Origin of the sequence: Clostridium bowmanii (assembly GCF_018861315.1) — a bacterium.
GTDB lineage: Bacteria > Bacillota > Clostridia > Clostridiales > Clostridiaceae > Clostridium_AD > Clostridium_AD bowmanii.
Genome location: NZ_JAHLDL010000017.1, coordinates 60303 through 85627, shown reverse-complemented (window position 1 = coordinate 85627; position 25325 = coordinate 60303). Strand labels below are relative to the sequence as shown.

Here is a 25325-nt window from a genome sequence, read left to right as displayed (position 1 = left end):
GGAGGAAATTCATGATTAACATACAAAATTTACACAAAAGCTTTGGAGATAATGAAATTTTAAAAGGTATTGATTTACAAATTAAAAAGGGTGAAACAACAATTGTGATAGGACCTTCAGGTTCAGGTAAAACAACCCTTCTTAGATGTATGAATTTATTAGAAGTGCCTAATGGTGGAACCATAAAAATTGGCGACAGTGAACTTACATTTAGTGGAAATAAAAAGCCGACTGAAAAAGAAATATTAATGCTGCGTAAAAATACAGGAATGGTATTTCAGGGCTTTCATTTATTTCCCCATATGACTGTGGTAGAAAATATTATGGAGGGTCTGGTAACTGTACTTAAGCAATCTAAGAAAGTTGCAAATGATAAAGCACTTATGTTACTAGATAAGGTTGGACTTTTAGATAAAAGTAACAGTTATCCTCATGAGATTTCAGGAGGACAACAACAGAGAGTTGCTATAGCACGTTCTATGGCTATAGCACCATTAGTTTTGCTCTTCGATGAGCCAACATCAGCACTTGATCCCGAACTTGCAGCAGAGGTGCTTAAAGTTATGAAGGAGCTATCTCTTGAAGGCATGACCATGGTAGTTGTTACTCATAATATGAGTTTTGCACAAGAAGTAGGGGACAATATAATATTTATGGATAACGGGCTTATTATTGATAAGGGGACACCTGATCAATTATTAAGTAACACAACTAATCCACGAATAAAACAATTTTTAAATTTAGTTTCGGATTAATTAATAGATTATTGAGGAGGAAAAAAATTTGAAAATTGAATCTTTATTAATACATGGTGGAATAGATGGTGATGCTAGTACGGGGGCAGTAAATGTACCTATATACCAGACATCTACATTTAAAAAAGGCAAGTTTGACGCTGATAATGCTTATGAGTATTCAAGATCAGGAAATCCTACAAGAGCAGCTGTGGAAAAACTTATTGCAGAACTTGAGGAAGGTTATGCTGGGTTTGCTTTTGGTTCAGGAATGGCGGCAACAACGGCAGTACTATCATTATTTAAAACGGGAGATAAAATTCTTATATCGAATAATATTTATGGTGGAACATTTAGAGTTTTAGATAAATATTTTATTAACTTTGGTATACATTACAGTGTATTTAATTCATCAAATATAGAAGAACTAAAAAGTAATATTGATGACAGTGTAAAGGCTATTTTTATAGAGACTCCAACCAATCCATTGATGGGTATTACAGATATTGAAGAGGTTGCAAAAATAGCAAAGAAAAACAATTTAATTACTATTGTAGACAATACTTTTATGACACCATATCTACAAAAACCAATCACTCTCGGTGCAGATATAGTTATTCATAGTGCTACAAAATATTTAGCTGGACACAGTGATTTAATTGCTGGCCTTGTGGTAGTGAATAATAGTAAATTAGCTGAAAGAATACATTTTATACAAAATTCAACAGGGGGAGTTTTATCTCCATTTGATTCCTTCTTGTTAATAAGAGGTATTAAAACACTAGCATTAAGAATGGACAGACACAACTCAAATGCAAAGATTATTGCAGAGTTTTTAAAAGATAAAAGTGAAGTAGAAAAAGTATATTATCCAGGGTTTGAAGATCATCAAGGATACAAAATACAATCTAAACAAGCTAAAGGTTATGGTGGAATTATTTCTTTCATTCTTAAAGAAGGGTATGATTATAAAAGTTTCTTAGGAAATTTAGAGTTAGTAACTTTTGGAGAAAGCTTAGGAGGAGTAGAGTCATTAATTTGTCATCCTGCAACTATGACACATGCTGCAATTCCTTCTGAGATGAGACAAAAAATTGGCATAACTGATAATTTGATAAGATTATCAGTAGGAATTGAAAATGCTTACGATATCATGGAAGATTTAACAAAGGCTTTAGAATTATAATTTAAAAATAACTGAGAAGGGATGTCCTAAATAGGGCATTCATTTTTTAGCTTGTGTATAAAATATTGTTATGTAGCCTACTCTATAGATATAGATATTATAATGCAAATGGGTGTACAATAGGATAAATAAACAATGTAGATGAGGTGATTTAATTGGTTGATGTAGCACTGCTAGGATGTGGAGGTGGAATGCCTGTTCCCGAAAGATATCTATCTTCACTTCTTATAAATTATAAAGGTAGAAAGATATTGCTTGATTGTGGGGAAGGCACCCAAGTATCCATGAAAATACTGGGTTGGGGTTTTAAGTCAATAGATATAATTTGCATAACTCATGGACATGCGGATCACATTGTGGGACTACCAGGTATTCTTGCTACCATTGGAAATAGCGGTAGAACTGAACCTATTACAATAATTGGTCCTAAAGGTATTACAGATATTGTCAATGGGCTGAGGGTTGTAGCGCCGTACCTTCCTTACGACCTTAATATTTTAGAGGACCCACAGGGACCATTGCAAATGCAAACTCCAATAAACTCTAGGGATGCATCATTAGGAGGATTCCATGATCTAATAATTTCAACAATGGAACTTGAGCACTCAACTGATTGTTTAGGTTATAGTTTTTATTTTAGAAGAAAACCAAAATTTGATATTGAAAGTGCAATTAAAAATGAGATTCCTAAAAAATTATGGAGTAGTCTTCAAAAAAATGAGCCTATAATTCATCATGAAAAGACATATTTGCCTAGTATGGTGCTGGGAAAAGAAAGAAAAGGTATAAAGCTCAGTTTTACCACGGATACAAGACCAATACCTGAAATAGTAACTTTTATTAAAGGAAGTGACTTGTTTATTTGCGAGGGCACATATGGTGATGATAATGATATTGAAAAAGCAATAAAGAATAAACATATGACCTTTAGCGAGGCAGCTAAGCTTGCTTTAAATGGTCAGGTACAAGAACTCTTATTGACACATTTTAGCCCTTCATTGCATATTCCTGAAGGATATAGTGATAGAGCCGAGAGCATTTTTAAAAATACAATTATCGGCTTTGATAGATTTGTTAAGACTATGTCTTTTGTAGATTAGGAAAAATAAAAATTATAGGGTATTATTTGTGTTGTAACTGATAGTAATAAGTACAGGATAGAGATTGGAGATGTTAAAATGTTAAATACAGAAATCAAACAGCATTTGCTTAGGGAAGGAGTTCATGAGGATGCTGTAAAATCCTTAGCTGAAAAAGGAAAGTGTCTATTTGATATAAATAGTACAAGAGATGTATGTTTTGAATTTATTGATGAGGGTGTTAAATTTAGTTGTGAACAAAGTATTTTAGATAATAGCTTGTATCTAATAAAAATACTAAATTAGAGATAGTAAGCTATTAAAGAGTTATTAATAATAAATGAAATCCCCCACTTGTAAAAAAACAGGGGGATTTTTTCTGATATACTATTATAGAACTTATATTTTATAATTATTTTTCAACTTTGACTCCTTCTATTTCTAATAGTAGCTTTTGAGTCGGAGTCCTATTGCCTGCAAAACCTACCAAATTTCCACTTTTACCAATAACTCTATGACAAGGTACAATAATAGGCAATTGATTATTTTTATTTGCTTGCCCAACTGCCCTTACAGCTTTAGGATTTCCTATGGCTTCTGCAATCTGCAAATAATTTCGGGTTTCGCCGTAAGGAATATCTTGAAGGGCTTTCCATACTTTTTTTCTGAAATCTGTACCTTCTATGGATAGGGGTATGTTAAAACTTTTCCTTTTTCCTTTGAAATATTCGTCTAGCTGAACCATAACTTCTTCGCATAGCTTCACATCTCTTTGAATAAATTCATGCTTGTTCTTGTATTCTACCCAATCTTCTTCAAAAATCTCTACTTTTTTAACACCGAGTTCATCCACAACCACATGAATCATCCCAATAGGGGAATAATAAATATCATACCCGATTTTCATAGAAGTCCTCCTCAATTATAAAATAATCTATATAAATAAAAGGTAACATAAGATTTCAATCCTGTCCAGATTTAGAGGCCTTATTTTGTTTATAAAATAAATTGTTTTTGAGAGAATTGTATTCTCTTTTTACAGTAAATATGATAAAATAAGAACAAACGTTTGGGAGGCGATAAAATGGATGTAATGAGAAAGCTTGAAATATTATCTAATTCAGCAAAGTATGATGCTTCTTGTTCTTCTAGTGGCTCCAATAGAAAGAATACAAAGGGCGGAATAGGAAATGCAGCATCATCAGGTATTTGCCATTCCTGGTCACAGGATGGTAGATGTATCTCACTACTTAAGATCTTGTATACTAATAAATGCATATATGATTGTAAATATTGTATTAATAGAGCTAGCAATGATTTAGAGAGAACTAGTTTCACACCTAAAGAAGTAGTTGACTTAACTATGAATTTCTATAGAAGGAATTATATTGAAGGATTGTTCTTAAGTTCTGGGGTAGAGCGAAGTCCAGATTACACAATGGAAAACTTAGTTAAGATTGTAAAAGATTTAAGGCTAATTCATAAATTCAATGGATATATTCATGTAAAGGCTATTCCAGGTGCTGATCCAAAGTTCATTTATGAGGCAGGCTTGTACGCAGATAGAATGAGTGTAAATATTGAATTACCATCGGAAAGAAGTTTAAAGCTATTAGCACCTCAAAAGAGTAAGGATGCAATATTAAAACCTATGGGACTTATTACCCAAAGCATAATAGAATCCACTGAATATAAGAAAAAAGGTTTTAAGTCTCCCAAGTTTACCCCCGGGGGACAAAGTACGCAGATAATGGTTGGTGCAACTAATGAAAGTGATTTAAGTGTAATTAGTCTTACTGAAGGGTTATATAATACTTTTGGACTTAAGAGAGTTTACTATTCTGCTTATGTTCCAGTGGTATCACATATAAATTTACCAGCCATTCAGACTACCCCTCCACTTTTAAAAGAGCATAGAATGTATCAGGCAGATTGGCTTTTGAGGTATTATGGATTTAAGGCTAATGAATTATTAGATAAACAAAATCCTAATTTTGATATAGATTTAGATCCTAAAGCCTTTTGGGCATTAAATAATTTAGACAAATTCCCTGTGGAGGTAAATAATGCTCCTTATGAGACATTACTCAGAGTTCCAGGTATAGGAGTAACATCAGCTTTAAGGATTATAAGAGCGAGAAGACTTTGTAATCTTTCTTATGATAACCTGAAGAAAATAGGAATTGTGCTTAAAAGAGCTAGATACTTTTTAACCTGTAGTGGAAAATTTTATGGAGATAAGGATATGGAAAGGGAAAGGCTTAAAAATTATTTATTAGATTATGAAAGCTTTGATAAGCCGGAGCAACTAAGTTTATTTATCCAAAGGAGTGATTTGTTTGGTTAGATATATTTATGATGGAAGCTTTGATGGCTTTCTATCAGTTATACACTCTTGCTATTATAATAAAATACCAGATAGTATAGAGTCGGAAAATAGGTATAATTTCAACATCCTATATAATGACATACTTATAGAGACTGATATGGTAAAGTCCAATAAGGTATATATGGCTATATTAGAAAAAATATCACAAGATACTTTAAGTCATGTATATCAAGCATTTTTGTCTGAGGCACAGGGAATAGAATTAAAATTATTTAAATATATACAGATAGGATTTAAGATAGGTAGTAAAGTAAATGATTTGCTAATAGACGCAACAGTAAATGAAGTACAAAAATATTCTAGAAAAGTGGGGTTTGAAGCCCACAGATTTTTAGGATTAGTTAGATTTCAAGAATTTAATAACATCTTGTATGCTTCAATTGAGCCTACTTATAATATTCTTGAGTTAATAGGAAATCATTTTAAAGCAAGACTCACAAATGAAAAGTGGGTAATTCATGATGTAAAGAGAAAGATCGGTATAGTTTATGAAAATAATGAATGGATACTTAGGGATTTAAAATTTGAAAAATTGGAAAGTCATGAGGAAAAAGAATTGTTCTATCAAAATCTTTGGAAGGCATTTCATAAAAGTATTGCCATAAAAGAAAGAACAAATGAGAGACTTCAGATGCAACTTATGCCTAAAAAATATTGGAGCAATTTGACTGAAATGAAATAATGTCTTAAAAGTGTTGCAAAGCATGATATAATAGATATAAACGCATTTGTTAGACAATTGTTGATTTAAGAAAGGAACGATGATTATGAAAAAATTAGTAGAACACGAAGAAATTGAAAGTCCTAGTATAAGTATTGAAAGAAAAAAACGTAAGATGGAAGAAGTTTACAAAGTATTAGAAAAATTAGGTGCTGTTAGCAAAGAGACAGCTAAAACTAGTAAAGAAATTAACAGTAACCTTCCCAAAGAGCCTATTGTTGATAACATTGATTATGTGAAAAAAAACAAGAAAGCTCAATTAAATACACCTTCATTTGTAGGATCACTCGCAGGAGTTATGTCTAAGGCTAAAATACTTGGAAAAGTATATAGAATTGAAAAGGAAAATCAAGAAGCCAAATGGTACATATTAGGTAAAATAAAAATGATTAGTGATATAGACCCAAGAGATATGTAGAATATATAATCTGGAATAATTGCTATAATCATGCACAAAGGGGAATTTATTTATGAAAGTATTAGTAATTAACTGTGGTAGTTCTTCTCTAAAATACCAACTTATCAATATGCAAGATGAAAGGTGTTTAGCACAAGGACTTATTGAGAGGATTGGCAGTGAAGGAACAGTTTTAAGCCAAAAGGTTGAAGGCCGAGAAAAATATATAGTAAAACAAAATATGCAAGATCATAAAGATGCAATTAAGTTGGTTCTTGAAACACTAATAGATAAAACTAATGGAGTAATCAAAAGTGTAGACGAAATTTCATCGGTAGGTCATAGAGTGGTTCATGGTGGAGAATACTATTCTAAGTCTGTATTAATTGATGAAGAAGTAATGAAGGCTTTAGAAAGTTGCTCAAAACTCGCACCACTTCATAATCCACCAAATATTATTGGAATTAATAGTTGCAAGGCGCTTATGCCAAGCACTCCAATGGTAGCAGTTTTTGATACGGCCTTTCATCAAAATATGCCAAAGTATGCATATATTTATGCACTACCATATGAATTATATGAGAAGCATAAAATAAGAAAATACGGATTCCACGGAACTTCACATAAATATGTGTCCCGGGTAGCTTCAAAAATGATGAACAAAGATATTAAAGATTTAAAAATCGTTTCCTGTCATTTAGGAAATGGAGCAAGTATTGCTGCAATTAAAGGAGGTATATCCATTGATACAAGCATGGGATTCACACCTCTTGCAGGGATTGCTATGGGAACAAGATCAGGAAATATAGATCCATCAATTATAACCTTCTTGATGGAAGAATTATCATTGTCTCCAGAACAAGTATCAGATATACTTAATAAAAAATCAGGAGTGCTAGGGATTTCTGGAATAAGTAGTGACTTTAGAGATCTTTGGGCTGCAGCTAAGGACAATGAAAGAGCACAACTCGCTTTAGATGTTTTTCATTATGAAGTTAGAAGGTTCATTTGTGCTTATGCAGGTGCCTTAGAGGGTGTAGATTGTATCATATTTACTGCTGGAGTTGGTGAAAATTCATCGAAATCTAGAGAAGCCTGTTGCAAAGGATTAGAATTTTTAGGTGTTAAAATAGATCGAGAAAAAAATAATGTTATAGGCATCGCGGCAGAAATAAGTACAGCAGATTCAAAAGTGAAAGTTTTTGTTATACCTACCAATGAAGAGTTAATGATAGCAAGAGATACATTAGAAGTTGTTAATTCATAAGATATTAGAAAAATGAAAATAACGCATAATTCAAAAAGTTAGTGTATATATCTTCATAGTCTAATTAAAGAAACCTCCACAACCAGATAAGCTGTAGGGGGTTTCTTTGATTTTCTAAACTATTAGTCCTTTTATTTGTTTTTTTGTTAAATAAATTGAAAAGCTCCAAGAGTAAATCCAAGATTAATAGAATCTAGGCTATGGAATAAGCCTTCACATTTGCTTAAATCATTAATTGCCTCTTTGTAAATTCTTAGCATTTTTCGTAGCTTAATAGTATCGTAATGGCTGGCTTCAATTCTAAAATGATTTACACCAATATCATTAAGTTCTTTTAAAAAAGGAAGATAACAAAGCTCTTTATAAAGTGTCATATGGTTTCTTCCATAACTATCTCTATATATTGGGTGTTCATGTGCTTTTTCATCAACTAAAACTAATACATTGTTAGGAATGAGAGAATTGTCTTCACGTTTCGAAGGCTCTAAAATTTTAGTGTTCTCATATAAATCATAATCCATATACATAACAGATGGAGAACCATGAACTACAATTTCAATGGGGATTTTTGATTTAATAATAGTTTCTTTAGCATCAAGCAGTGGTGTTTCTAAAGAAAGAGTAGCAATAGATAAACCTTGTTTTTCATAGAAACTAGCTGCAGTGTGATTATAAATATTTAGAGAATAATCACCAATAAGCTCAAGTCCTAATGACTTGTATTTATGAATAGCTCCTATATTTGTTACAATTAAACCATCAAGACCTAAGTCGTTTTCTAGAAGTAATTGGTTGTATTTAGAAAAATCCTCTTCAAACATCATTCTTGGGAAAGCTAGGTATATCTTAGTAGTTCTTGCCTGTTTGAACTTCATCTATGATAAGCAATATGCCATTTTTCTCAAGAATTGTCTTCAATTTCTTAAAGTACCACTGAGGTGGAGTTATAATGCCACTATTACCTTGAATGGGCTCTGCAATTAAGGCTGCAATTTTATCTGCACCTTTAGAAGATATTACATCTTCAATAGCTTTTAAGGAATCCGTAGCAGCTTCATCAAGAGTTTTCTCTTTGCTATAAACATTAGGTACAAAGGTAACGCAATCAGAAAGCATAGGATCTGCTCTCCACATAGGTAGTCCTGTAACACTCATAGTCAAATAAGTTCTACCATGTAAGCTATTATTTAATGAAATAAATTCATTTTTTCCCGTATAAAGTCGAGCAAGTAAGAGTGCACCTTCATTAGCCTCTGAACCGCTGCAGCAAAAAAAAGAATGATTAATATCCCCAGGTAATACAGATGAAAGCTTTTCTGCGAGAGTAACTATTGGTTCAGTAGATAAATCTTGTAATTTTAGTTACACAATTAGTATAACTTTCACAAAATATTATAATACGCAAAGTTAAGAGAAGGTGAAATAGCAAATAAAATAATATAAAACACTGTAATGAAATGTAAATAACGAAGTTAGCATAACACGTATTTAACTTAGTGTAAACACCAACAAACCACCTATTTAATATATCCATGAACTTAATTAACAAAACATATTATTAATGAACAAATCGCCTGTTTATTTGCTTGATTATAATTATTATGATAAAATTTTAACTAGTAAAGTTTAAAGAAATAAAAAGTAGATAACACTGTAAATAACGCATATAATTTATTGTAGAACAATGTTTTAATGATTTTACAATTTAAGTAAAATTAAATTATATTTTTTTTACTTAAGTAGTTCTATTAATAATAATTCACAAACTGAGGGGGATATAGTATGAGTGAAAAGAAAAGAATAGCTATACTTGGCGGAGGTTATGGTGGAGTTTTAACTGCCAAAAAACTCGCAAAAAAGTTCAAAAAAGATGAAGAGGTAGAAATTACTCTTATAGACCAGAATCCCTACCATACACTACTTACTGAACTTCATGAAGTAGCTGCCGGAAGAGTTTCTGAAGATGCAATTAGAATTGATCTTAAAAAAATATTTGCTAAAAGAAAAGTAAATGTTGTACTTGATGAAATTACTGATTTGGATTTTAAAAACAATGTTTTGAAATCTGAAAATAATTCTTATGAATATGATTATCTAGTAATTGGTTCTGGATGTAAGCCTACTTACTTTGGTATAAAAGGTGCCGAGGAATTTTGTCACAAATTATGGTCTTTTGAAGATGCGGTTGCATTAAGAGAACATGTCCTTCAAATGTTCAGAAAAGCTGCAAAACAGACGGACAAAGATGAAAGAAAGAAACTTCTGACTTTTATAGTTGTTGGTGGTGGTTTCACAGGTGTTGAAATGATGGGAGAACTTGGTGAGTGGAAAGAAAGATTATGCAAGGAATTTTACATAGGAAAAGAAGAAGTAACATTAATTTTGGCTGATGACCTACCAAAAATATTACCTAATTTTCCGGACAAGTTACAAGCAAAAACTAAAAAAAGACTGAATAAACTAGGTGTTACAGTACTAACTAATGCTGGAATTACAGAAGTTACACCAGACACTGCCACAATTAGAAATAATGGACTGGTTAGCACCTACTCAGTAATTTGGACAGCTGGTGTTGAGGGTTCAGATATTATTGGGAAAATGGACATACAGCAAAAGGGAAGGAAAAGAATAGTAACTAACGATAAATTGCAATCTTTAGATTATGAAAATGTTTATGTTGTTGGTGATAATATTTTCTTTATTCCTGAAGGCGAAGAAAGACCACTTCCTCAGATGGTAGAAAACGCAGAAGAATCTGCCGCTATAATTGCACATAATGTTTACACCGATGTAAAGGGCGGAGAAAAGAAATCTTATAAACCTTCATTCCATGGTGCCATGGTATGCGTAGGCGGTAAATATGGTGTAGCAAACGTTGGAGCAGGAAAGAATTTTTTTGCCTTATCAGGTTTCTTTGCATTATTCGTAAAACACTTTATAAATATAGTATATTTTATACAGGTTGCTGGATTTAACAAATGTTGGTCATACTTATTACATGAGTTTGTTTATGTTAAAGATAATAGAAGTATGGTGGGTGGGTATTTTGCAAAATCATCTCCAAATTTCTGGTTATTAGTACTGAGAATGTTTGTTGGTTACAAGTGGTTAACGGAAGGACTTGCTAAATTACCTAAAATAATAGCTGATCCTTCAAAAATTTTCTTGATACCTGCACCAGTAGTTGATGGAGCAACAGCAGCAACAGCTGTAGCTGACGGAGCAAAGGCAGTAGTAGAGAACTGGGTTGCATTACCAGTGCCAGGGTTTATAGAGAAAATAGTTAAATGGTCTATGGATGCTTTCTTTTATTCAGGAGATGGCGGATATACAGTTTTAGCTACAATTTTCCAAACAGGTATGGTAATTGCAGAAATATTAGTAGGATTAATGCTTATAGTTGGGCTATTTAGCGCATTAGCTTCACTTATGTCAATTGCAATGGGTATAATGATCTGGACTTCAGGGATGGCTCCTGCTGAAATGTTATGGTATATAGCAGCAGGAATTGCACTTATAGGTGGATCTGGAAGCACTTTTGGTATGGATTATTATGTGTTACCAATTTTAAAGAAATACTGGAAGAGCGTAGGATGGGTTAAAAAATCTTATTTATATGTAGATTAATTAGAAAATATATAAACAATAATGCTATAACTAAAAATTGAATTTTTAAAATCAAGTGTCCTTTTAAAATAATTAAAAGGACACTTGATTTTATAGTGGAATATTAATAATGTAGATTGTTGTTAGTAAGATTAAAAAATAATTGGACAAGGTGATAAAATGAGTAAATTTTGGGAAGATTACCCTGATATTACAGAAGAATTAGAGGATATAACTGGAATAATTGTTAAAAACGTAAAATCTAGTGAAAAAGAGTTTGATGAAGCTATTTCTCCGCTAGTGAATGCAGGTGGGAAAATGTTAAGACCTGCCTTTTTACTACTCTCAGCAAAATTTGGCGAATATGATAAGGATAAAATGCATAATTTAGGAGCTGCCATTGAAATGATGCATATGGCAACTTTAGTTCATGACGATGTTGTAGATGAATCTAAACTCAGGCGTGGAGTAGAAACGGTGCAGCACAAATATAGTAAAGAATATGCAGTGTATATAGGTGATTTCTTATTTTGCCAATGTTTTATAATGTTATCTGGATTTGATTATTCCACGGAAAATCTAAGAGATATTTCAAAAGCTATATCTAAGATATGTATGGGTGAAATAAGACAATATAATATGAGGTATTTGAAAAACACAAGCCTTAGAAAATATATTAAGGTTATATCAGGAAAAACAGCAGCTCTATTTTCTATTAGCTTTTATACTGGAGCAAAAGAATCTAAATGTGATGAAAAGACTTCAAAATTACTGGGAAGAGTTGGTTATTATATTGGAATGGCTTTTCAAATAATTGACGATTTGCTGGATTACAGTGGAGATAGTTATAAACTTGGGAAAAATGCTCAAAGTGATCTAATAAAAGGTTATTATACCTTACCATTAATATATGCTATGGCCGAGGATAGAGAAAATAGAATTTCCACCATATTAGACAACTCTTCATTAAATAATGAGGATATAAAAGAAATAAATATATTAGTTAATGAATTTAAAGGGATAGAGAAAGCTCAAAATTTAGCTAATATGTATACTAAAAAAGCATTTGATTATATAGAAAAATTACCTGAGTGTGAAAGCAAACAAGTAATTAAACATGTAGCACAAAAATTATTGAATCGTAACTTCTAAGTGTTTAGATGATAGAAATGTCGGATAAAATTAAAAAAATGGTAGATAAGAGGTGGAGTGAATATGGTATTAAAGAAACTTAAAAGTTATGGAGAGTTAGTTATGTTTTCTCATACACTGTTTTCCCTTCCTTTCGCCTTAATAGCAATGATATGGGCAGCTGATGGGTTACCTACCGCTACAACAATGTTTTGAATATTAATTGCGCTTGCTGGAGCTAGAAATGGTGCTAATGCTCTTAATAGAATCGTAGACAAAGATATTGATAAAAAAAATCCTAGGACTGCCAATAGACACATGCCAAAAGGATTAGTTAAGGATTATGAAGCCTTAGGAATAGTGATATTTTGTTTTTCTATATTTATAATAGCAGCCTATAAGTTAAATACTCTATGTTTCATATTATCCCCAGAAGCACTTTTTCTATTTATAATTTATTCCTATACTAAGAGATTTACGTGGGCATGTCATATTGTTTTAGGTATTACCTGTGCTGGAGCTCCTGTAGGAGCATGGCTTGCAGTAACAGGTAAATTTGCATTAACACCAATTATTTTAGGCGCTATAGTAACATTGTGGGTAGCGGGTTTTGATATAATTTATGCAACTCAAGATATTGAATTTGATAGAAAAACTGGCTTGTTTTCTATACCGGCTAAATTTGGGTTAAAGGGATCATTTGCTTGAAATAAATTTTGATATATGGATTCAAAATATCAACAAAAATAGTAGCAAACTTAAATTATGTGATATTGATGATATGTTCTCAGCTATAGCAAGTGGTTCATTTAAGACTGATGGAATGGTAATTGTTCCATGCTCCATGGGAACACTTTCAAAAATTAAAAGTGGCACCTCAGATAATTTATTAATAAGAGCCGCGGATGTAATGATTAAAGAAAAAAGAAAGTTGATTTTGATTCCAAGAGAAACACCACTTAGTTCTATCCATCTTAAGAATATGCTTTTTTTAAGTGATTTAAATGTTTTGATAATACCGCCAATGCCGGTTTTTTATGAAAGACCTAAAACAATTGAAGACATTGTAAATATTACTGTAGGAAGGATTCTTACAAGCTTAAATATAGATAGTGATTTATATCATGAGTGGAGCAATCGCAAATGATAAAAATAAATGATTTAAATGTTTGGTATGAAAACAAGGGCAAAAATGTAAAAGTCATAGAAAATATAAATTTAACAGTGGAGAAAGGGGAAATATGTGCTATAATTGGCCCCTCCGGTGCAGGAAAATCCACCCTTTTAAAAGTCTTAGCAGGCATTATTGTGGATTACTCCGGCCAAGTTTCAATAGATGGGTTGGCAGTAAATCCTAAGATATATAGAATTGGATTAATACCTCAGAATTATGGATTAGTTAAATGGAAAACCGTAGAACAAAATATATTATTATCTGCTAAAATCAAAGATGGTAAGGTAAATATAGATATGGATTTTTATGAGAAGTTATTAAATGAGTTAAAGTTTAAAGAATTTATTAAAAGATATCCAAATCAGTTAAGCAGGGGACAAATGCAGAGAGTTGCCATAGCTAGGGCACTATTACTAAAACCAAATTTACTTTTAATGGATGAGTCCTTTTCTGCCTTAGATGCTATGACTAGAGAAGATGTTCAAAAAATGTTTTTAGAGGCTTGAAAAGAACATAAAGTTACAACTATAATTATAACCCATGATATTAAAGAAGCAATATATTTAGCGAAGGATATTGCTGTAATCTCCTCGTCACCAGGAACAATAGTTGAAGTTATAAGTAATCCATTGTTTGGATGTGTAAATATGGAAGTTGATTTGGAGTACATAAATATAAAAGATAAACTTAGAAAAATTCTTAAAGGAGACATGCAGGAATGAGACTTAAAGAAAATAAAATAGTTAATTTTATTATTGCTTTTATTATTGTTTTTGTATTATGGCAAATAGGAGCAATAATTATTAACAATCCACTATTTCCACCACCTTATGCAATAATAATAAATATTTTTATAACCTTTCGGAGTGATATTGCAATCCATGTTGTCTACAGTTTCAATAGAATTATAGTAGGACTGCTATTTACTTTAGCAATAGGAATACCAGTAGGAATTTTGATGGGTTATTTTAAAAAAATCGATTTAATATTTTCACCAATTATTTACTTTAATTATCCAGTGCCTAAGATTGCATTACTTCCTATAGTAATGCTTATTTTTGGGTTAGGGGATTTAACAAAAATAGTTATGATTTTTTTAATTACTTTTTTCCCGGTTGTGGTTAATATACGAGATGAAGTGAAAAATATTCCGGAAGAAGTATTTTATCCTATGTATTCATTAGGGGCAACAAATTTTCAAATAATAAAAGAAATCATTTTTCCAGGAATACTTAAAGCTGTATTAACATCCCTTCGAATAGGAATAGGTACAGCAATATCCGTTTTGTTTTTTACTGAAAATTTTGGTACTGAATATGGAATGGGATATTTTATTATGGACTCCTGGATGCGAATTAACTATATTCAAATGTATTCAGGTATTATAATTTTAAGTATAATTGGCCTGTTTTTATTTATCATAACTGATATTTTAGAAGGAATATTTTGTCCGTGGAGGTGAATCCAATAAGATTATTGGATTTATTTTGATTAAATATGTAATGTTCTATTAAATTGTGTACTAAATATGACACAAAAGTAGAAAAATGATATAATTATAACAATCACTATTTATATTATAAAAGGTTAACAGAATAACAAGGGAGGGAACATACTTGAAAAAAATAATAGGACTAGCATTATCTATAATTTTAGTCACTGGACTTCTGGCTTGTGATTCTAAAAACATAATTTATAAAGAAGGAATTTATGAAGGAAATGCCGAAGGACATATAGGGCCTATAAAGGTACAAGTAGAGACGGATCCCTATGAAATAAAAAATATTAAAGTATTGGAGCAAGAAGAAACTCCAGTGATAGCTGAAATAGTTTATGAAAAAATTCCACCAAGAGTAATAAAGGCGAATAGCCCAGTGGTTGAGGTTGTTGCAGGGGCTACCTATACAAGTAATGGTCTTCTTAAAGCCATTAAAAATGCTTTAGATAAAGCTAAAGTTAAAAAACCATAATACGAGGTGAAGTGTCATTGAAATTACAGTATAGATTAACAATATTTATAAGTATTATAATATTTATGGTTATTGGTAGCATAGGTATTGTTACTTATTATCAAGCACAAAATTCTGTGGAAACTCAAATGGGAAATAATGCTATGGATTTGGCTGTAACTATCGCTTCTATGGATATAATTGAAGAAACTTTAGCAACTTCAAAGAATTATAAAATTGTCCAAGATACTATAGAAAGCTTCAGAAAGAAAACTAGATTTCAATATATTATTGTTATGGATATGAAGGGAATTAAATATTCCTATCCTTATGGGAATTCACTAGGTAAAAAATATGCCGACGGTGGGGAACAGCAGGTGCTAACAAAGGGAGAATCCTATGTGGCTAGGGACAGAAACGTTTTGATTTCTGCGACAAGAGCCTTCGTTCCCATATATTATAAGGAAAAACAAGTAGGAGCAGTTTTAGTGGGTCTTTTAACAGAAACTGTATATGCCGAACTTAGTGACCATTTATTCAATTTAAAGATCGTTTTAGTAGCAGCACTTTTAATGGGCATAATAGCTGCAGCCCTTTTAGCTGATACAATAAAAAAAAGCATATTTGGGCTGGAGCCAAAGGAAATTGCTCTACTACTAGGCCAGAAAGATTTAATATTACAAAATCTCAAAAATGGGATTATAGCTATAGACAGTAGTGGAAAAATAATTTTGTTTAATAAAATAGCTAAGCAAATATTAAAACTAGATGATGGGTGCATAGGTGAAAGTGTTGATAAATTAAACTTTAATTATACAGATGAAATGATGGAAGTATTGAGGACGAAGGAAGCTGTATATAATCATGAAATTAAAATAGGGCAAGATAAAACCCTTATGTGTAGTCATACCTTATTAAAAGATCATAAAGAAGAAATTATAGGGGTTGTATCTAGTTTTCAAGATTTAACCGAGGTTAAGAACATGGCAGAAGAATTAACTGGAATTAAAAGAATGACCTGTGCCTTAAGAGCACAAAACCATGAGTTTATGAATAAAATTCATACTATTTCAGGACTTATACAATTGGAAGAATATGATGAGGCTGTTGAATATATTTCTCATATATCTAAGCTTCGCGGAGAAGTTTCTGAAATTCTCAGCAAAAGAATTAAAAATACACACATAGCGGGGCTCCTGCTTGCTAAATATAACAAAGCAACAGAAGCCAAAATTTCAGTAGAAATTGATTCGAATTCCTATCTAGATAAAATTCCTGAAACAATAACAGTAGATGAGATTTGCTCTGTTATCGGGAACTTAATTGAGAACTCTATAGAAGAATTAGTGAAATTTGAAAATGGTAAGATATTTGTAAGGCTAATATCTAATACTGATGAACTTAGAATAAGAATTCAAGATAATGGCCCAGGAATTAGTGAAAATATAGTGGATAAGGTTTTTACTAGAGGATTTACAACTAAAGCTGGGAATAGAGGATTTGGGCTTAGTATTGTAAAACAAATAGTAGATTATGCAGGTGGAGATATAAATATTCTACAAGAGAATGGGACTATATGGGATATATTCATACCAATGAAAAGGGGTAGGAGATATGATTAAGGTTCTTATTGTTGAAGACGACCCGATGGTTAGAGAAATAAACGAAAAATTCTTGAAAAAAGTAGAGGGGTTTATATTATATAATAGTGTGAACTCTATTGAAAAAGCGAAAGAAGTTATAATAAGTGGGAGTCCTGACCTAATATTATTAGATGTTTTTTTCCCACAGGGATTAGGTACAGACTTATTAAAGTGGATAAGACTGGAAAACCTAAAATGTGATGTTATATTAATCACTGCAGATAGGAATACAGAAACTGTTGAAGAAGCATTTAGATATGGTGCAGTAGATTATTTAGTAAAGCCATTTAAATTTAATAGATTTAAGGAAGCCTTGCTTCAATTTAAAAGCAGAAAAAATAGTTTTAGAAACATTGATAGCATGGAGCAAGAAAATATTGATAAATATACTATTAAGGAAAATAAACATGTCATAGAATATTATGAGAATATTGGTGATATCAAGGGATTTAATCAATATACTTATGAAAAAGTTATAGTTGGTATAACTGATATGAAGGATAAATATTTCACATCAGAGCAGATTGCAAGCAATATTGGAGTTTCTAGAATAACTGCTAGAAGATATTTAGATTATTTAGAAAAAGAACAAAAGCTTGTGGTAGAAATGGAATATGGTAAAGTTGGTAGGCCTAAAAATAAATACAGAATAAAAGGAGAATATTAGTGTCATTAAGATGCACTAATATTCTTCTTTATTTTTAAAACTCTTCAGTCTCTAATTTGAATCCTTCTATTATAATGTCCTCATCAATTTCAATAAGTAGACAGCGTTTACCATCTTTATTCTTAACTTGTTTAACAGAATTAAGATCTTTAGGGGTTAGTGTAATATTCGCCATTTCACTAGTAATTTTAATGGATTTTGAATTAAATTCAGGTACAATATTGTTTATTTTAAAATCATATTTGCTACCACAAGTTTCTTCAAAAGCAGTTTCAATATCGCATGCAATCTCTGCGCTACAATTATTAAGAATGTTTTTAATATCCTCAATCCCAAGTGTAGCAGTTTCTCCTTCCTCAGCTTGCTGTGAAAGCTCATGTATATTAACATAAATGTCTTGCATAAGTTCAGGTTTTATCTTGTCTCCAATTATGGATTTTAATATATCACCAAAGCAGTTTTTTTCGTCTTCAGCAGTAAATTTAAAACCACAGTTAAGAACATTCTCAATGAAGGTGGAGTTTAACTCTTTAGGTTTTGAGGCATAATACAAAATTTTATTTACGTCTGTATACCCACTGGTAAGACTAGGGAACATGAAGCCCTCTAAGGGAGAATTAAGATTGATAACTGAATCTAAGGTCGAATTTGCTTTGAATTCTTTATCAGTATAGTCAAATTTTAGAGTTCGTTTTGGAACATCAATTTTATTTACACTTGAAAGAATGAAATTAAAAGCTTGGACCGCATCATCTATGCTTTCACCTGCATCCATATTTCTATGAGTAGAACCTAGCCAATATTCAGCTTTGATAAAAGTAACCACCACATCAGTTTCATATTTATAGTTAGCTGCAATTTTTTTAATAAGTTTATTAAGGGAGCTTTCAATTTCAGTTTTAACACTTGATTTTAAAGCAGTGCCCAAAATTGTTTGAGTGTTGTTATCTTCTTCTGTACTTTGAAAATCCAATTCAAAAATTTTAGTGTCAAGGGCACCTGTAAGTACTTTCTTGAAATTACCTAGAAAAAGCTCTTTTTTATCCATATCCATTCTATCAAAGAAATCAAATTCTGAATGAATAACTGGCTCAAAATCAATCTGTACATTATCTTTTTTTAAATACACACTATAAATTTCTTGAATCTTCATCATTCCACTATCTAATTTAAATTCTTTTCGTATGTCTGCCAATTCTTTTTTATTCATGGTTAAACCTCTTTCCTTGTTATTTTATTTTAGACACATTTAAGAAAATATACTTAAAATTACTCACACCATATTTTCTTTAATATGTTTAAAATTATAACACAAAATTAGGTAATGAAATTATAAATTTCCTATATTGATTAATAATAACTATTGACAAAGTATTATTAGCGTGTTACATTATAAATATAAGAAGCGCAACTTATCATATATTTAGTAAAATCTTTAAACAAAACTTGATACCCCCAACAAATTGAAAAATAAGAGAGTGGGGCGAGGTCATAAAAATATATAAAAACTATAAGTAAACTAATAATTAAATGATGATTGCCATTGCAATCGGCTAAGAAGCCATTAAAGTAATTACTTAGGAATACAAGAGATAGCTTACCGTAATAATTAAAGTTTAAGTTCGTAACTCAATACTAATTTAATGATTAAGATAAAAAACGGAAATATAGTTTAAGGAGAAAAAATGTTGTTGAATATATTAAGAGAAAGTAGAAGTTAGGATCTAATTCGCTAAGAATTAAGAATTCTAACTTCTATTTATTTTATTTTATAATATTTTAAAAATTATCAGTAAACCAGTTTATTAATTTTTTAGCTATGCTTATACTGTCAGGTGTTATAGGTATTTCGCTAGGACTATACCAGTTAGCTTGACTAATTTCCTTCCCATCTACTTGTATTTCACCACTTGCATATTCTGCAGTAAATCCTATCATTAAAGAATTAGGGAAAGGCCAAGGTTGATTTCCAAAATATTTTATATTTTTAACATTAATTCCAGTTTCCTCACGAACTTCACGAGCAACACAATCCTCAAAAGTTTCTCCAACTTCTACAAATCCAGCAACAACACTATATAAATCCAAAGCAGATTGAGTATTATGGGCAAGAAGCAATTTTCCTTCCCGAACAACAGCGACAATTATAGCAGGAGAAATTCTAGGGTAATTTACAAGTCCGCATTTCGGACATTTTTTAGCCCTTTCTCCTGGTACATTCTCTGCGAATGTACCACACCTGCCACAATATTTATGGTCATTATTAAAGTTTACAATTTGGATAGCTCTACCTCCTATCCAAAACATATCTGAAGGTAAATGATGAGTTAGTGCCTTAAACTTGCTGAAATACATATTGCTTGGAATAATACATTCTTTAGATAATTCTCCACAAAAGCAATTTTCACCATTTATAGACCCAAAATATTGAGTATTATTTAATTCTAAATTTTCTAGATCTTTAATAGCGGGTATTATGGCCTTATTGTCTACAGATTTAACTAATAACTCATCCTTGCAAAATAAAAAATATATATCTTCATTTGACTCAGGCAAAATTGCAACTACTGCTGGCATAAAATTTGTAATGTTTTCCTGATTAGGCATTAATATCATATCTCCAATCTGAATTTTTATATTTGTTAACTAATAGTGCGGTTGTATTTATGTAAATTTTTCAATTGCATATTATTATATCATATACTCGAAGTGTTGAATATTCAAAATTTAATATTCAATTTTATAATCTTGGGGTTCTTTTACAATTGTATATATGTTAAAATTACATATATGTTATAAAACAAATGAGTTAAATTGTTTAATAAGATTATAGAGTAGGTGCTGGTTTAAGCAGCTTTTTTATATTTCAAGGAGGTATTATTATGGATCTTAAAGAATTACCTAGTATTCCATATTGTAGTCTAGGTATTATGGCATTAGAAAGTAGTTCAGAGCTTGGAAATAGAATTAATGAAATTTTAATGAGAAAACGTAAGGACTACATGAATGAATCTATAAATCCAAACATAGATGGCGAAAAATCTTTTCTCATAAATATGACTGATACTAGATTTTCAAACGGTGAAGGGAAAATTATTATAGAAGATACGGTTAGAGGTAAAGATATATTCATATTATGCGATGTAGGAAACTATAATTGTACCTATACAATGTATGGCTTTGAGAACCACAAAAGTCCAGATGATCATTTTCAAGATATAAAGAGAGTTTTATCTGCATTAGGTGGAAAAGCAAGGAGAATAACTGTAATAATGCCATTACTCTATGCAAGTAGACAACATAGAAGAAAACGTAGAGAATCCCTTGATTGTGCCATAGCACTTCAAGAATTAGAAAGGTTAGGGGTTAATGATATTATAACCTTTGATGTTCATGACCCAAATGTTCAGAATGCAATACCACTTATATCCTTTGATAATTTATATCCCACTTATGAAATAGTGAAAACTATTTTAGAAGAAGAGCCTGAACTATTAATCGATAAAGCAAAGGTGCTGGTGATAAGCCCAGACACTGGTGCAATGGATAGAGCAGTTTATTACTCTAGTGTGATTGGTCTTGACATTGGGTTATTTTATAAAAGAAGAGACCATTCGAAAGTAGTAAATGGTAAAAATCCAATAGTCCAGCATGAATATATGGGAAGAGAAGTCGAAGGACAGGATGTATTGATAGTTGATGATATGATAGCATCAGGTGAATCAATTTTTGATATAGTATTGGAACTTAAAAAACGTAAGGCAAAAAGAATATTTGTTACAGCAACTTTTGCATTGTTTACTGAAGGTATTGAAAAATTCAACAAATTTTATGAAGAAGGTTTAATTGAAAGAATATATTCAACAAATTTAACTTATATTCCTAAAGAAGTTAAGAAAGCTAAATGGTTCCGTGAAGTTGATATGTCGGGGTTCATTGCTAGCGTAATAAATAACATGAATTATGATAAATCTATAGCTCCATTAATGGATGCGACTAAAGGCATAAAAGATTTATTGAGCAAAAAAACAATATAAGTAGTTATAATTTGCAAAATTATTAGAAAAGTACATATATAAGACTATCATGGTAAAAGAATTATTAAACTTTTACTATGATAGTCTTTATACTTGTTCAAAATATCACACTAGGTTTGGATATTTTGAAGCTAGAAGAACCAATTTCGGTTTATATACTAATTAAAAAATTTATGATATATCAAAGAGGTACCTTGTTATAAAATACTAAGTTTTAGTTAACATATTGATTATTATGTAAAATGATTTAAAATGTAAACCTGCCGAAAATTATTATTTAATATTAAAAAAGCAGTTTATATGGTATATTGAAATAGAAAAGCACAGCCAATTATATCAATATTTAATACATAAGTGACATATGTCATTTTTTTATATGATTAATTTTGGTATACTAAATCTTGTATAATTTAATAACATTATCTAATTCACTATATTTCCAGAAATCAATATAAGTATAAGGAGGGTGTTCAATATGATACCAACAGCACATATTGAAGTAAAAGAACAAGGGGTTATCGCAAAAACAGTATTAATGCCAGGAGATCCATTACGTGCAAAATTTATTGCAGAAACATTTTTACAAAATGTAGAAAAGTTTAATAATGTACGAAATATATTTGGATACACAGGTACATATAAGGGGCGTAGAATTTCTGTAATGGCAAGTGGTATGGGTATGCCTAGTATTGGTATTTACTCTTACGAATTATTTAATTTTTATGGGGTAGAAAATATTATTCGCATTGGTTCATGTGGTTCTTATACAGCTGATTTAAACCTATACGATGTAATCCTTTGTACCGATGCTTGGAGTGAATCTACTTACGCAAAAGTTCAAAGTGGCTATGAATATGATACTATTGCTGCATCACTTACTTTAAATAATAAATTAGAAAAAATCGCAAATGATTTAAAAATTAAAATTCATAAACTTAGAGTCCATTCATCTGATGTATTTTATCGTGAAAGTTTCGAAGAATATAGAGATATTTATGAAAAACACGGTTGTTCTTCAGTAGAAATGGAATCATTTGCACTATTTCATAATGCAAATATATTGGGTAAGAAAGCAGCTTGTTTATTAACAGTTTCAGATAATTTGGTAACTCATGAATTAACTACTTCTGAAGAAAGACAAGAAGCTTTTACTAGTATGATGAAAATAGCATTAGAGATGGCAGAATAATAAAAATATAATTTTTGTTTCCAACAACAAATAAGAGGTCAGATTTTTAGATTATATCTAAAGATCTGACCTCTTATTTTTGCTAATAAAAACTACTAAATCGTTATAAATAGTGTTATACTTGTATAAAAGGAAAATTATGTAAATGAGGGAGCGGTGGGATGTGATAAATGAAGAACTTTATAAAGAAAAAGAGATTCCTGAATCTGTGGATTTGTGTGATTGTGATGGAAAAATAAATGAGGAAAGTATTGGTTGGTCTAGAAATGCAGTGTTTAATTGTAATATTAAAGGCTCGTGGCTACGAAAGAAGAAATGGAATTACTGGTGTATAACAAATAATGAATGTCTTTTCTCGGTTACTATATCTAACATCGACTATCTAGGTATGGCTTTTGTATATTTTCTAGATTTTAAAACAAAAGAGTTTGTTGAAAAAACAATTATGACTCCTTTTGGCAGGGGTTATTCAATGCCCAACAAAGTACATGAGACTGTAATATTTAAAAATTCTAAAATAGAATTATATTTTATAGAGGAAGAAAGTAGAACTCAAATTGTTGCAAAATGCAATGATTTTATGGGAAATTTAATGGAGGCTAATTTTAATGTAATTTACCCTAAGGGACATGAGACTTTGAATGTTGTAGTACCCTTTAGTAAAAATTCATTCCAATTTACTTCTAAACATGAATGTCTTCCTGTGGATGGAATGCTAAAAATTGGTGAAAAGGTATATTCTTTTAATCCGGAAAATACTTTTGCTTGTCTTGACTTTGGAAGGGGTATATGGCCTTACAGTGTTAAATGGAACTGGGCTAATGCTTCAGGAATCATAAAAGATAAAGGATTAGGGCTTAATCTAGGTGGAAAGTGGACAGATGGAATAGGTATGACAGAGAATTGCATTATTGTTGATGGTAAAATAACAAAACTGAGTGAGGATGTACTATTTGAATATGATAGTAAAAATTTTATGAAACCGTGGATTATTAAGACATCTATCACAAATAGGATAAAGCTTACCTTTGTACCATTCTATGAAAGAATAGCAAAATCAAACCTTGTTATTTTAAAATCAGATGTGCATCAAATGATTGGTCATTTTTCAGGTAGTATTGAAACAGATGCCGGAGAGAACATTATTATAGATTCGCTTATAGGCTGCTGTGAAGAACATCTTGGTAAATGGTAATAATATTAATTTTTTCAATTAAAATTAGAATAAATTAACAAGTATATTTAATATTACATTGGTTATCATAATAGTGTAGAGTACAAAACAACTGAGCCAAAGCTTATATATTCATTCAATGAATATATAAACCAGCCAAAGTTTCAATACAAATTATTTATAATATTAATTTATATTGTAACAGAGGGCGATTTTATACGGTTGGGAAAAGCCATAATATAGTCGATATTGTAAAATATTTATTATATTGTAGTTCCAACCTATCGTATAAAGTCAAGCAAAGAGCATATTGGGTGTTGTAATGAGTTTATATAGCCGAGAGGTTATATAAAGTTGTGTAAATATCTTATATGGTTGAACGAACCATCATCAGTGGTAGTGATTTGTTTAATTAAGGTCGAAAGATGTTAACTATATAATAAATTATCTATGTTGGTGCAAGGTAAGTTGTTTTGTACTCTCATATTAATAATAATATTCCAATGGAGAAGTACTAAATATAAAATAAAATTTGAGGAGTAGCAATTATTGCTACTCCTCTTTTGACTTATTATTGTAATAGATTTTAAACTCTTACATTTCTTTTTACACTTAAGGCCTTATAGGCTTCAATAATCAATACTATTACAAGAATGAATAACAAAACTGCAAAAGAACCAAGAATAAAATTTTTATTTTCACTGAATAGATATTGTTTAATAAGTAGGAATAATGCCGAAAGTGATACTGCAAACATAAAAATCATAGGAAGTACAGTCATAATAGTTTTCTTCCACGTATTTGCAAGCAATGAACTTACTGCAAGTAAAGCGAATGCCGCCAGTAGCTGATTTGCTGAAGCAAATATTGGCCAAATCTTTTGATAACCATATGCTAATAATGCAGCAGGGAAAATACAGTTATAAAAATAGAAATATACATGTTTCACAATACACTCTTTGTCTTTTGGGATGAATTACTA

27 protein-coding genes are annotated in these 25325 nt (G+C 30.8%); 21 read left to right on the top strand and 6 right to left on the bottom strand.

What is annotated here, in order from left to right:
* Positions 1–11 precede the first annotated feature (11 nt).
* The 4 genes from KPL51_RS12910 to KPL51_RS12895 all read left to right on the top strand — a co-directional run bounded on the left by KPL51_RS12910 (position 12) and on the right by KPL51_RS12895 (position 3305).
* Positions 12–755 (top strand): amino acid ABC transporter ATP-binding protein, encoded by a 744-nt coding sequence (locus tag KPL51_RS12910; RefSeq protein WP_216162103.1) that lies wholly within the window; start codon positions 12–14, stop codon positions 753–755.
* Between the two features lie 28 nt (positions 756–783).
* Positions 784–1920, top strand: a complete 1137-nt coding sequence (locus KPL51_RS12905) for a trans-sulfuration enzyme family protein (RefSeq protein WP_216162100.1) — start codon at positions 784–786, stop codon at positions 1918–1920.
* Positions 1921–2075: 155 nt separating this feature from the next.
* On the top strand, positions 2076–3020 hold the full coding sequence (locus KPL51_RS12900; RefSeq protein WP_216162097.1) for a ribonuclease Z: 945 nt from the start codon (positions 2076–2078) through the stop codon (positions 3018–3020).
* A 78-nt stretch (positions 3021–3098) separates the two neighbouring features.
* Positions 3099–3305: a hypothetical protein gene (locus KPL51_RS12895; protein WP_216162093.1), complete on the top strand. Its 207-nt coding sequence runs from the start codon at positions 3099–3101 to the stop codon at positions 3303–3305.
* A gap of 106 nt (positions 3306–3411) precedes the next feature.
* Here the strand turns inward: KPL51_RS12895 and KPL51_RS12890 are convergent, their stop codons facing one another.
* Positions 3412–3906, bottom strand: coding sequence for a methylated-DNA--[protein]-cysteine S-methyltransferase (locus tag KPL51_RS12890; protein ID WP_216162090.1), 495 nt, complete (start codon positions 3904–3906; stop codon positions 3412–3414).
* Between the two features lie 177 nt (positions 3907–4083).
* Here KPL51_RS12890 and KPL51_RS12885 point away from each other — a divergent pair, with 177 nt between their 5' ends.
* From KPL51_RS12885 to KPL51_RS12870, 4 genes are all read left to right on the top strand, one after another.
* Positions 4084–5346 (top strand): putative DNA modification/repair radical SAM protein, encoded by a 1263-nt coding sequence (locus KPL51_RS12885; protein WP_216162087.1) that lies wholly within the window; start codon positions 4084–4086, stop codon positions 5344–5346.
* The gene (locus KPL51_RS12880) at positions 5339–6070 is read left to right on the top strand and encodes a TIGR03915 family putative DNA repair protein (protein WP_216162084.1); all 732 of its coding nucleotides are present in this window, start codon (positions 5339–5341) and stop codon (positions 6068–6070) included. The genes KPL51_RS12885 and KPL51_RS12880 overlap by 8 nt, the downstream gene beginning before the upstream one ends.
* A gap of 85 nt (positions 6071–6155) precedes the next feature.
* Positions 6156–6527, top strand: coding sequence for a hypothetical protein (locus tag KPL51_RS12875; protein WP_216162081.1), 372 nt, complete (start codon positions 6156–6158; stop codon positions 6525–6527).
* 52 nt (positions 6528–6579) lie between these two features.
* On the top strand, positions 6580–7773 hold the full coding sequence (locus tag KPL51_RS12870; protein ID WP_216162078.1) for an acetate/propionate family kinase: 1194 nt from the start codon (positions 6580–6582) through the stop codon (positions 7771–7773).
* Positions 7774–7919: 146 nt separating this feature from the next.
* On the opposite strand, the gene KPL51_RS12865 is transcribed toward KPL51_RS12870, so the two are convergent.
* Together KPL51_RS12865 and KPL51_RS12860 are read right to left on the bottom strand one after the other, a co-directional pair.
* On the bottom strand, positions 7920–8648 hold the full coding sequence (locus KPL51_RS12865; RefSeq protein ID WP_216162075.1) for a peptidase U32 family protein: 729 nt from the start codon (positions 8646–8648) through the stop codon (positions 7920–7922).
* The gene (locus KPL51_RS12860) at positions 8620–9060 is read right to left on the bottom strand and encodes an aminotransferase class III-fold pyridoxal phosphate-dependent enzyme (RefSeq protein WP_312888631.1); all 441 of its coding nucleotides are present in this window, start codon (positions 9058–9060) and stop codon (positions 8620–8622) included. The genes KPL51_RS12865 and KPL51_RS12860 overlap by 29 nt, the downstream gene beginning before the upstream one ends.
* Positions 9061–9555: 495 nt before the next feature.
* Between KPL51_RS12860 and KPL51_RS12855 the strand changes: the two genes are divergently transcribed.
* The 10 genes from KPL51_RS12855 (at position 9556) to KPL51_RS12815 (ending at position 17943) form a co-directional block, all read left to right on the top strand.
* A complete protein-coding gene (locus KPL51_RS12855) occupies positions 9556–11400 on the top strand; it encodes an FAD-dependent oxidoreductase (RefSeq protein WP_216162072.1) in 1845 nt (614 codons plus the stop codon).
* A gap of 159 nt (positions 11401–11559) precedes the next feature.
* Positions 11560–12531, top strand: coding sequence for a polyprenyl synthetase family protein (locus tag KPL51_RS12850; protein WP_216162069.1), 972 nt, complete (start codon positions 11560–11562; stop codon positions 12529–12531).
* Between the two features lie 63 nt (positions 12532–12594).
* On the top strand, positions 12595–12726 hold the full coding sequence (locus KPL51_RS24050; RefSeq protein ID WP_263628354.1) for a hypothetical protein: 132 nt from the start codon (positions 12595–12597) through the stop codon (positions 12724–12726).
* Positions 12727–13218: a 4-hydroxybenzoate octaprenyltransferase gene (locus KPL51_RS12845; protein WP_224854213.1), complete on the top strand. Its 492-nt coding sequence runs from the start codon at positions 12727–12729 to the stop codon at positions 13216–13218.
* On the top strand, positions 13211–13657 hold the full coding sequence (locus KPL51_RS12840; protein WP_224854191.1) for a UbiX family flavin prenyltransferase: 447 nt from the start codon (positions 13211–13213) through the stop codon (positions 13655–13657). The genes KPL51_RS12845 and KPL51_RS12840 overlap by 8 nt, the downstream gene beginning before the upstream one ends.
* Positions 13654–14190 (top strand): ATP-binding cassette domain-containing protein, encoded by a 537-nt coding sequence (locus KPL51_RS12835; protein WP_216162066.1) that lies wholly within the window; start codon positions 13654–13656, stop codon positions 14188–14190. Before KPL51_RS12840 ends, KPL51_RS12835 begins: the two co-directional genes overlap by 4 nt.
* Positions 14191–14402: 212 nt before the next feature.
* Positions 14403–15146 carry an ABC transporter permease gene (locus tag KPL51_RS12830; protein WP_216162063.1) on the top strand — a complete coding sequence of 248 codons (744 nt, stop codon included), beginning with the start codon at positions 14403–14405 and terminating at the stop codon, positions 15144–15146.
* Positions 15147–15300: 154 nt separating this feature from the next.
* Positions 15301–15654 (top strand): FMN-binding protein, encoded by a 354-nt coding sequence (locus KPL51_RS12825; RefSeq protein WP_216162060.1) that lies wholly within the window; start codon positions 15301–15303, stop codon positions 15652–15654.
* A gap of 17 nt (positions 15655–15671) precedes the next feature.
* On the top strand, positions 15672–17255 hold the full coding sequence (locus KPL51_RS12820) for an ATP-binding protein (protein WP_216162057.1): 1584 nt from the start codon (positions 15672–15674) through the stop codon (positions 17253–17255).
* Positions 17248–17943, top strand: a complete 696-nt coding sequence (locus KPL51_RS12815; protein ID WP_216162054.1) for a response regulator — start codon at positions 17248–17250, stop codon at positions 17941–17943. The genes KPL51_RS12820 and KPL51_RS12815 overlap by 8 nt, the downstream gene beginning before the upstream one ends.
* 34 nt (positions 17944–17977) lie before the next feature.
* On the opposite strand, the gene KPL51_RS12810 is transcribed toward KPL51_RS12815, so the two are convergent.
* Entirely contained in the window at positions 17978–19153 is a 1176-nt protein-coding gene (locus KPL51_RS12810) for a DUF4317 family protein (protein WP_216162051.1), read from the bottom strand.
* 569 nt (positions 19154–19722) lie between these two features.
* Positions 19723–20550: an NAD(+) diphosphatase gene (nudC, locus tag KPL51_RS12805; protein ID WP_224854188.1), complete on the bottom strand. Its 828-nt coding sequence runs from the start codon at positions 20548–20550 to the stop codon at positions 19723–19725.
* 275 nt (positions 20551–20825) lie between these two features.
* Between nudC and KPL51_RS12800 the strand changes: the two genes are divergently transcribed.
* From KPL51_RS12800 to KPL51_RS12790, 3 genes are all read left to right on the top strand, one after another.
* Positions 20826–21980, top strand: coding sequence for a ribose-phosphate pyrophosphokinase (locus tag KPL51_RS12800; protein WP_216162047.1), 1155 nt, complete (start codon positions 20826–20828; stop codon positions 21978–21980).
* Between the two features lie 475 nt (positions 21981–22455).
* Positions 22456–23169: a purine-nucleoside phosphorylase gene (deoD, locus tag KPL51_RS12795; protein WP_216162044.1), complete on the top strand. Its 714-nt coding sequence runs from the start codon at positions 22456–22458 to the stop codon at positions 23167–23169.
* Positions 23170–23332: 163 nt separating this feature from the next.
* The gene (locus KPL51_RS12790; protein ID WP_224854185.1) at positions 23333–24364 is read left to right on the top strand and encodes a DUF2804 domain-containing protein; all 1032 of its coding nucleotides are present in this window, start codon (positions 23333–23335) and stop codon (positions 24362–24364) included.
* 565 nt (positions 24365–24929) lie between these two features.
* Here the strand turns inward: KPL51_RS12790 and KPL51_RS23530 are convergent.
* On the bottom strand, positions 24930–25292 hold the full coding sequence (locus tag KPL51_RS23530) for a carbon starvation CstA family protein (RefSeq protein WP_224854182.1): 363 nt from the start codon (positions 25290–25292) through the stop codon (positions 24930–24932).
* Between the last annotated feature and the right edge of the window lie 33 nt (positions 25293–25325).

Coding starts and splice junctions, on each gene's coding strand:
- KPL51_RS12910 (WP_216162103.1), top strand. CDS start 12: ATGATTAACATACAAAATTTACACAAAAGCTTTGGAGATAATGAAATT.
- KPL51_RS12895 (WP_216162093.1), top strand. CDS start 3,099: ATGTTAAATACAGAAATCAAACAGCATTTGCTTAGGGAAGGAGTTCAT.
- KPL51_RS12890 (WP_216162090.1), bottom strand. CDS start 3,906: ATGAAAATCGGGTATGATATTTATTATTCCCCTATTGGGATGATTCAT.
- KPL51_RS12885 (WP_216162087.1), top strand. CDS start 4,084: ATGGATGTAATGAGAAAGCTTGAAATATTATCTAATTCAGCAAAGTAT.
- KPL51_RS12875 (WP_216162081.1), top strand. CDS start 6,156: ATGAAAAAATTAGTAGAACACGAAGAAATTGAAAGTCCTAGTATAAGT.
- KPL51_RS12870 (WP_216162078.1), top strand. CDS start 6,580: ATGAAAGTATTAGTAATTAACTGTGGTAGTTCTTCTCTAAAATACCAA.
- KPL51_RS12865 (WP_216162075.1), bottom strand. CDS start 8,648: ATGAAGTTCAAACAGGCAAGAACTACTAAGATATACCTAGCTTTCCCA.
- KPL51_RS12855 (WP_216162072.1), top strand. CDS start 9,556: ATGAGTGAAAAGAAAAGAATAGCTATACTTGGCGGAGGTTATGGTGGA.
- KPL51_RS12850 (WP_216162069.1), top strand. CDS start 11,560: ATGAGTAAATTTTGGGAAGATTACCCTGATATTACAGAAGAATTAGAG.
- KPL51_RS24050 (WP_263628354.1), top strand. CDS start 12,595: ATGGTATTAAAGAAACTTAAAAGTTATGGAGAGTTAGTTATGTTTTCT.
- KPL51_RS12835 (WP_216162066.1), top strand. CDS start 13,654: ATGATAAAAATAAATGATTTAAATGTTTGGTATGAAAACAAGGGCAAA.
- KPL51_RS12830 (WP_216162063.1), top strand. CDS start 14,403: ATGAGACTTAAAGAAAATAAAATAGTTAATTTTATTATTGCTTTTATT.
- KPL51_RS12815 (WP_216162054.1), top strand. CDS start 17,248: ATGATTAAGGTTCTTATTGTTGAAGACGACCCGATGGTTAGAGAAATA.
- KPL51_RS12810 (WP_216162051.1), bottom strand. CDS start 19,153: ATGAATAAAAAAGAATTGGCAGACATACGAAAAGAATTTAAATTAGAT.
- nudC (WP_224854188.1), bottom strand. CDS start 20,550: ATGCCTAATCAGGAAAACATTACAAATTTTATGCCAGCAGTAGTTGCA.
- KPL51_RS12800 (WP_216162047.1), top strand. CDS start 20,826: ATGGATCTTAAAGAATTACCTAGTATTCCATATTGTAGTCTAGGTATT.
- deoD (WP_216162044.1), top strand. CDS start 22,456: ATGATACCAACAGCACATATTGAAGTAAAAGAACAAGGGGTTATCGCA.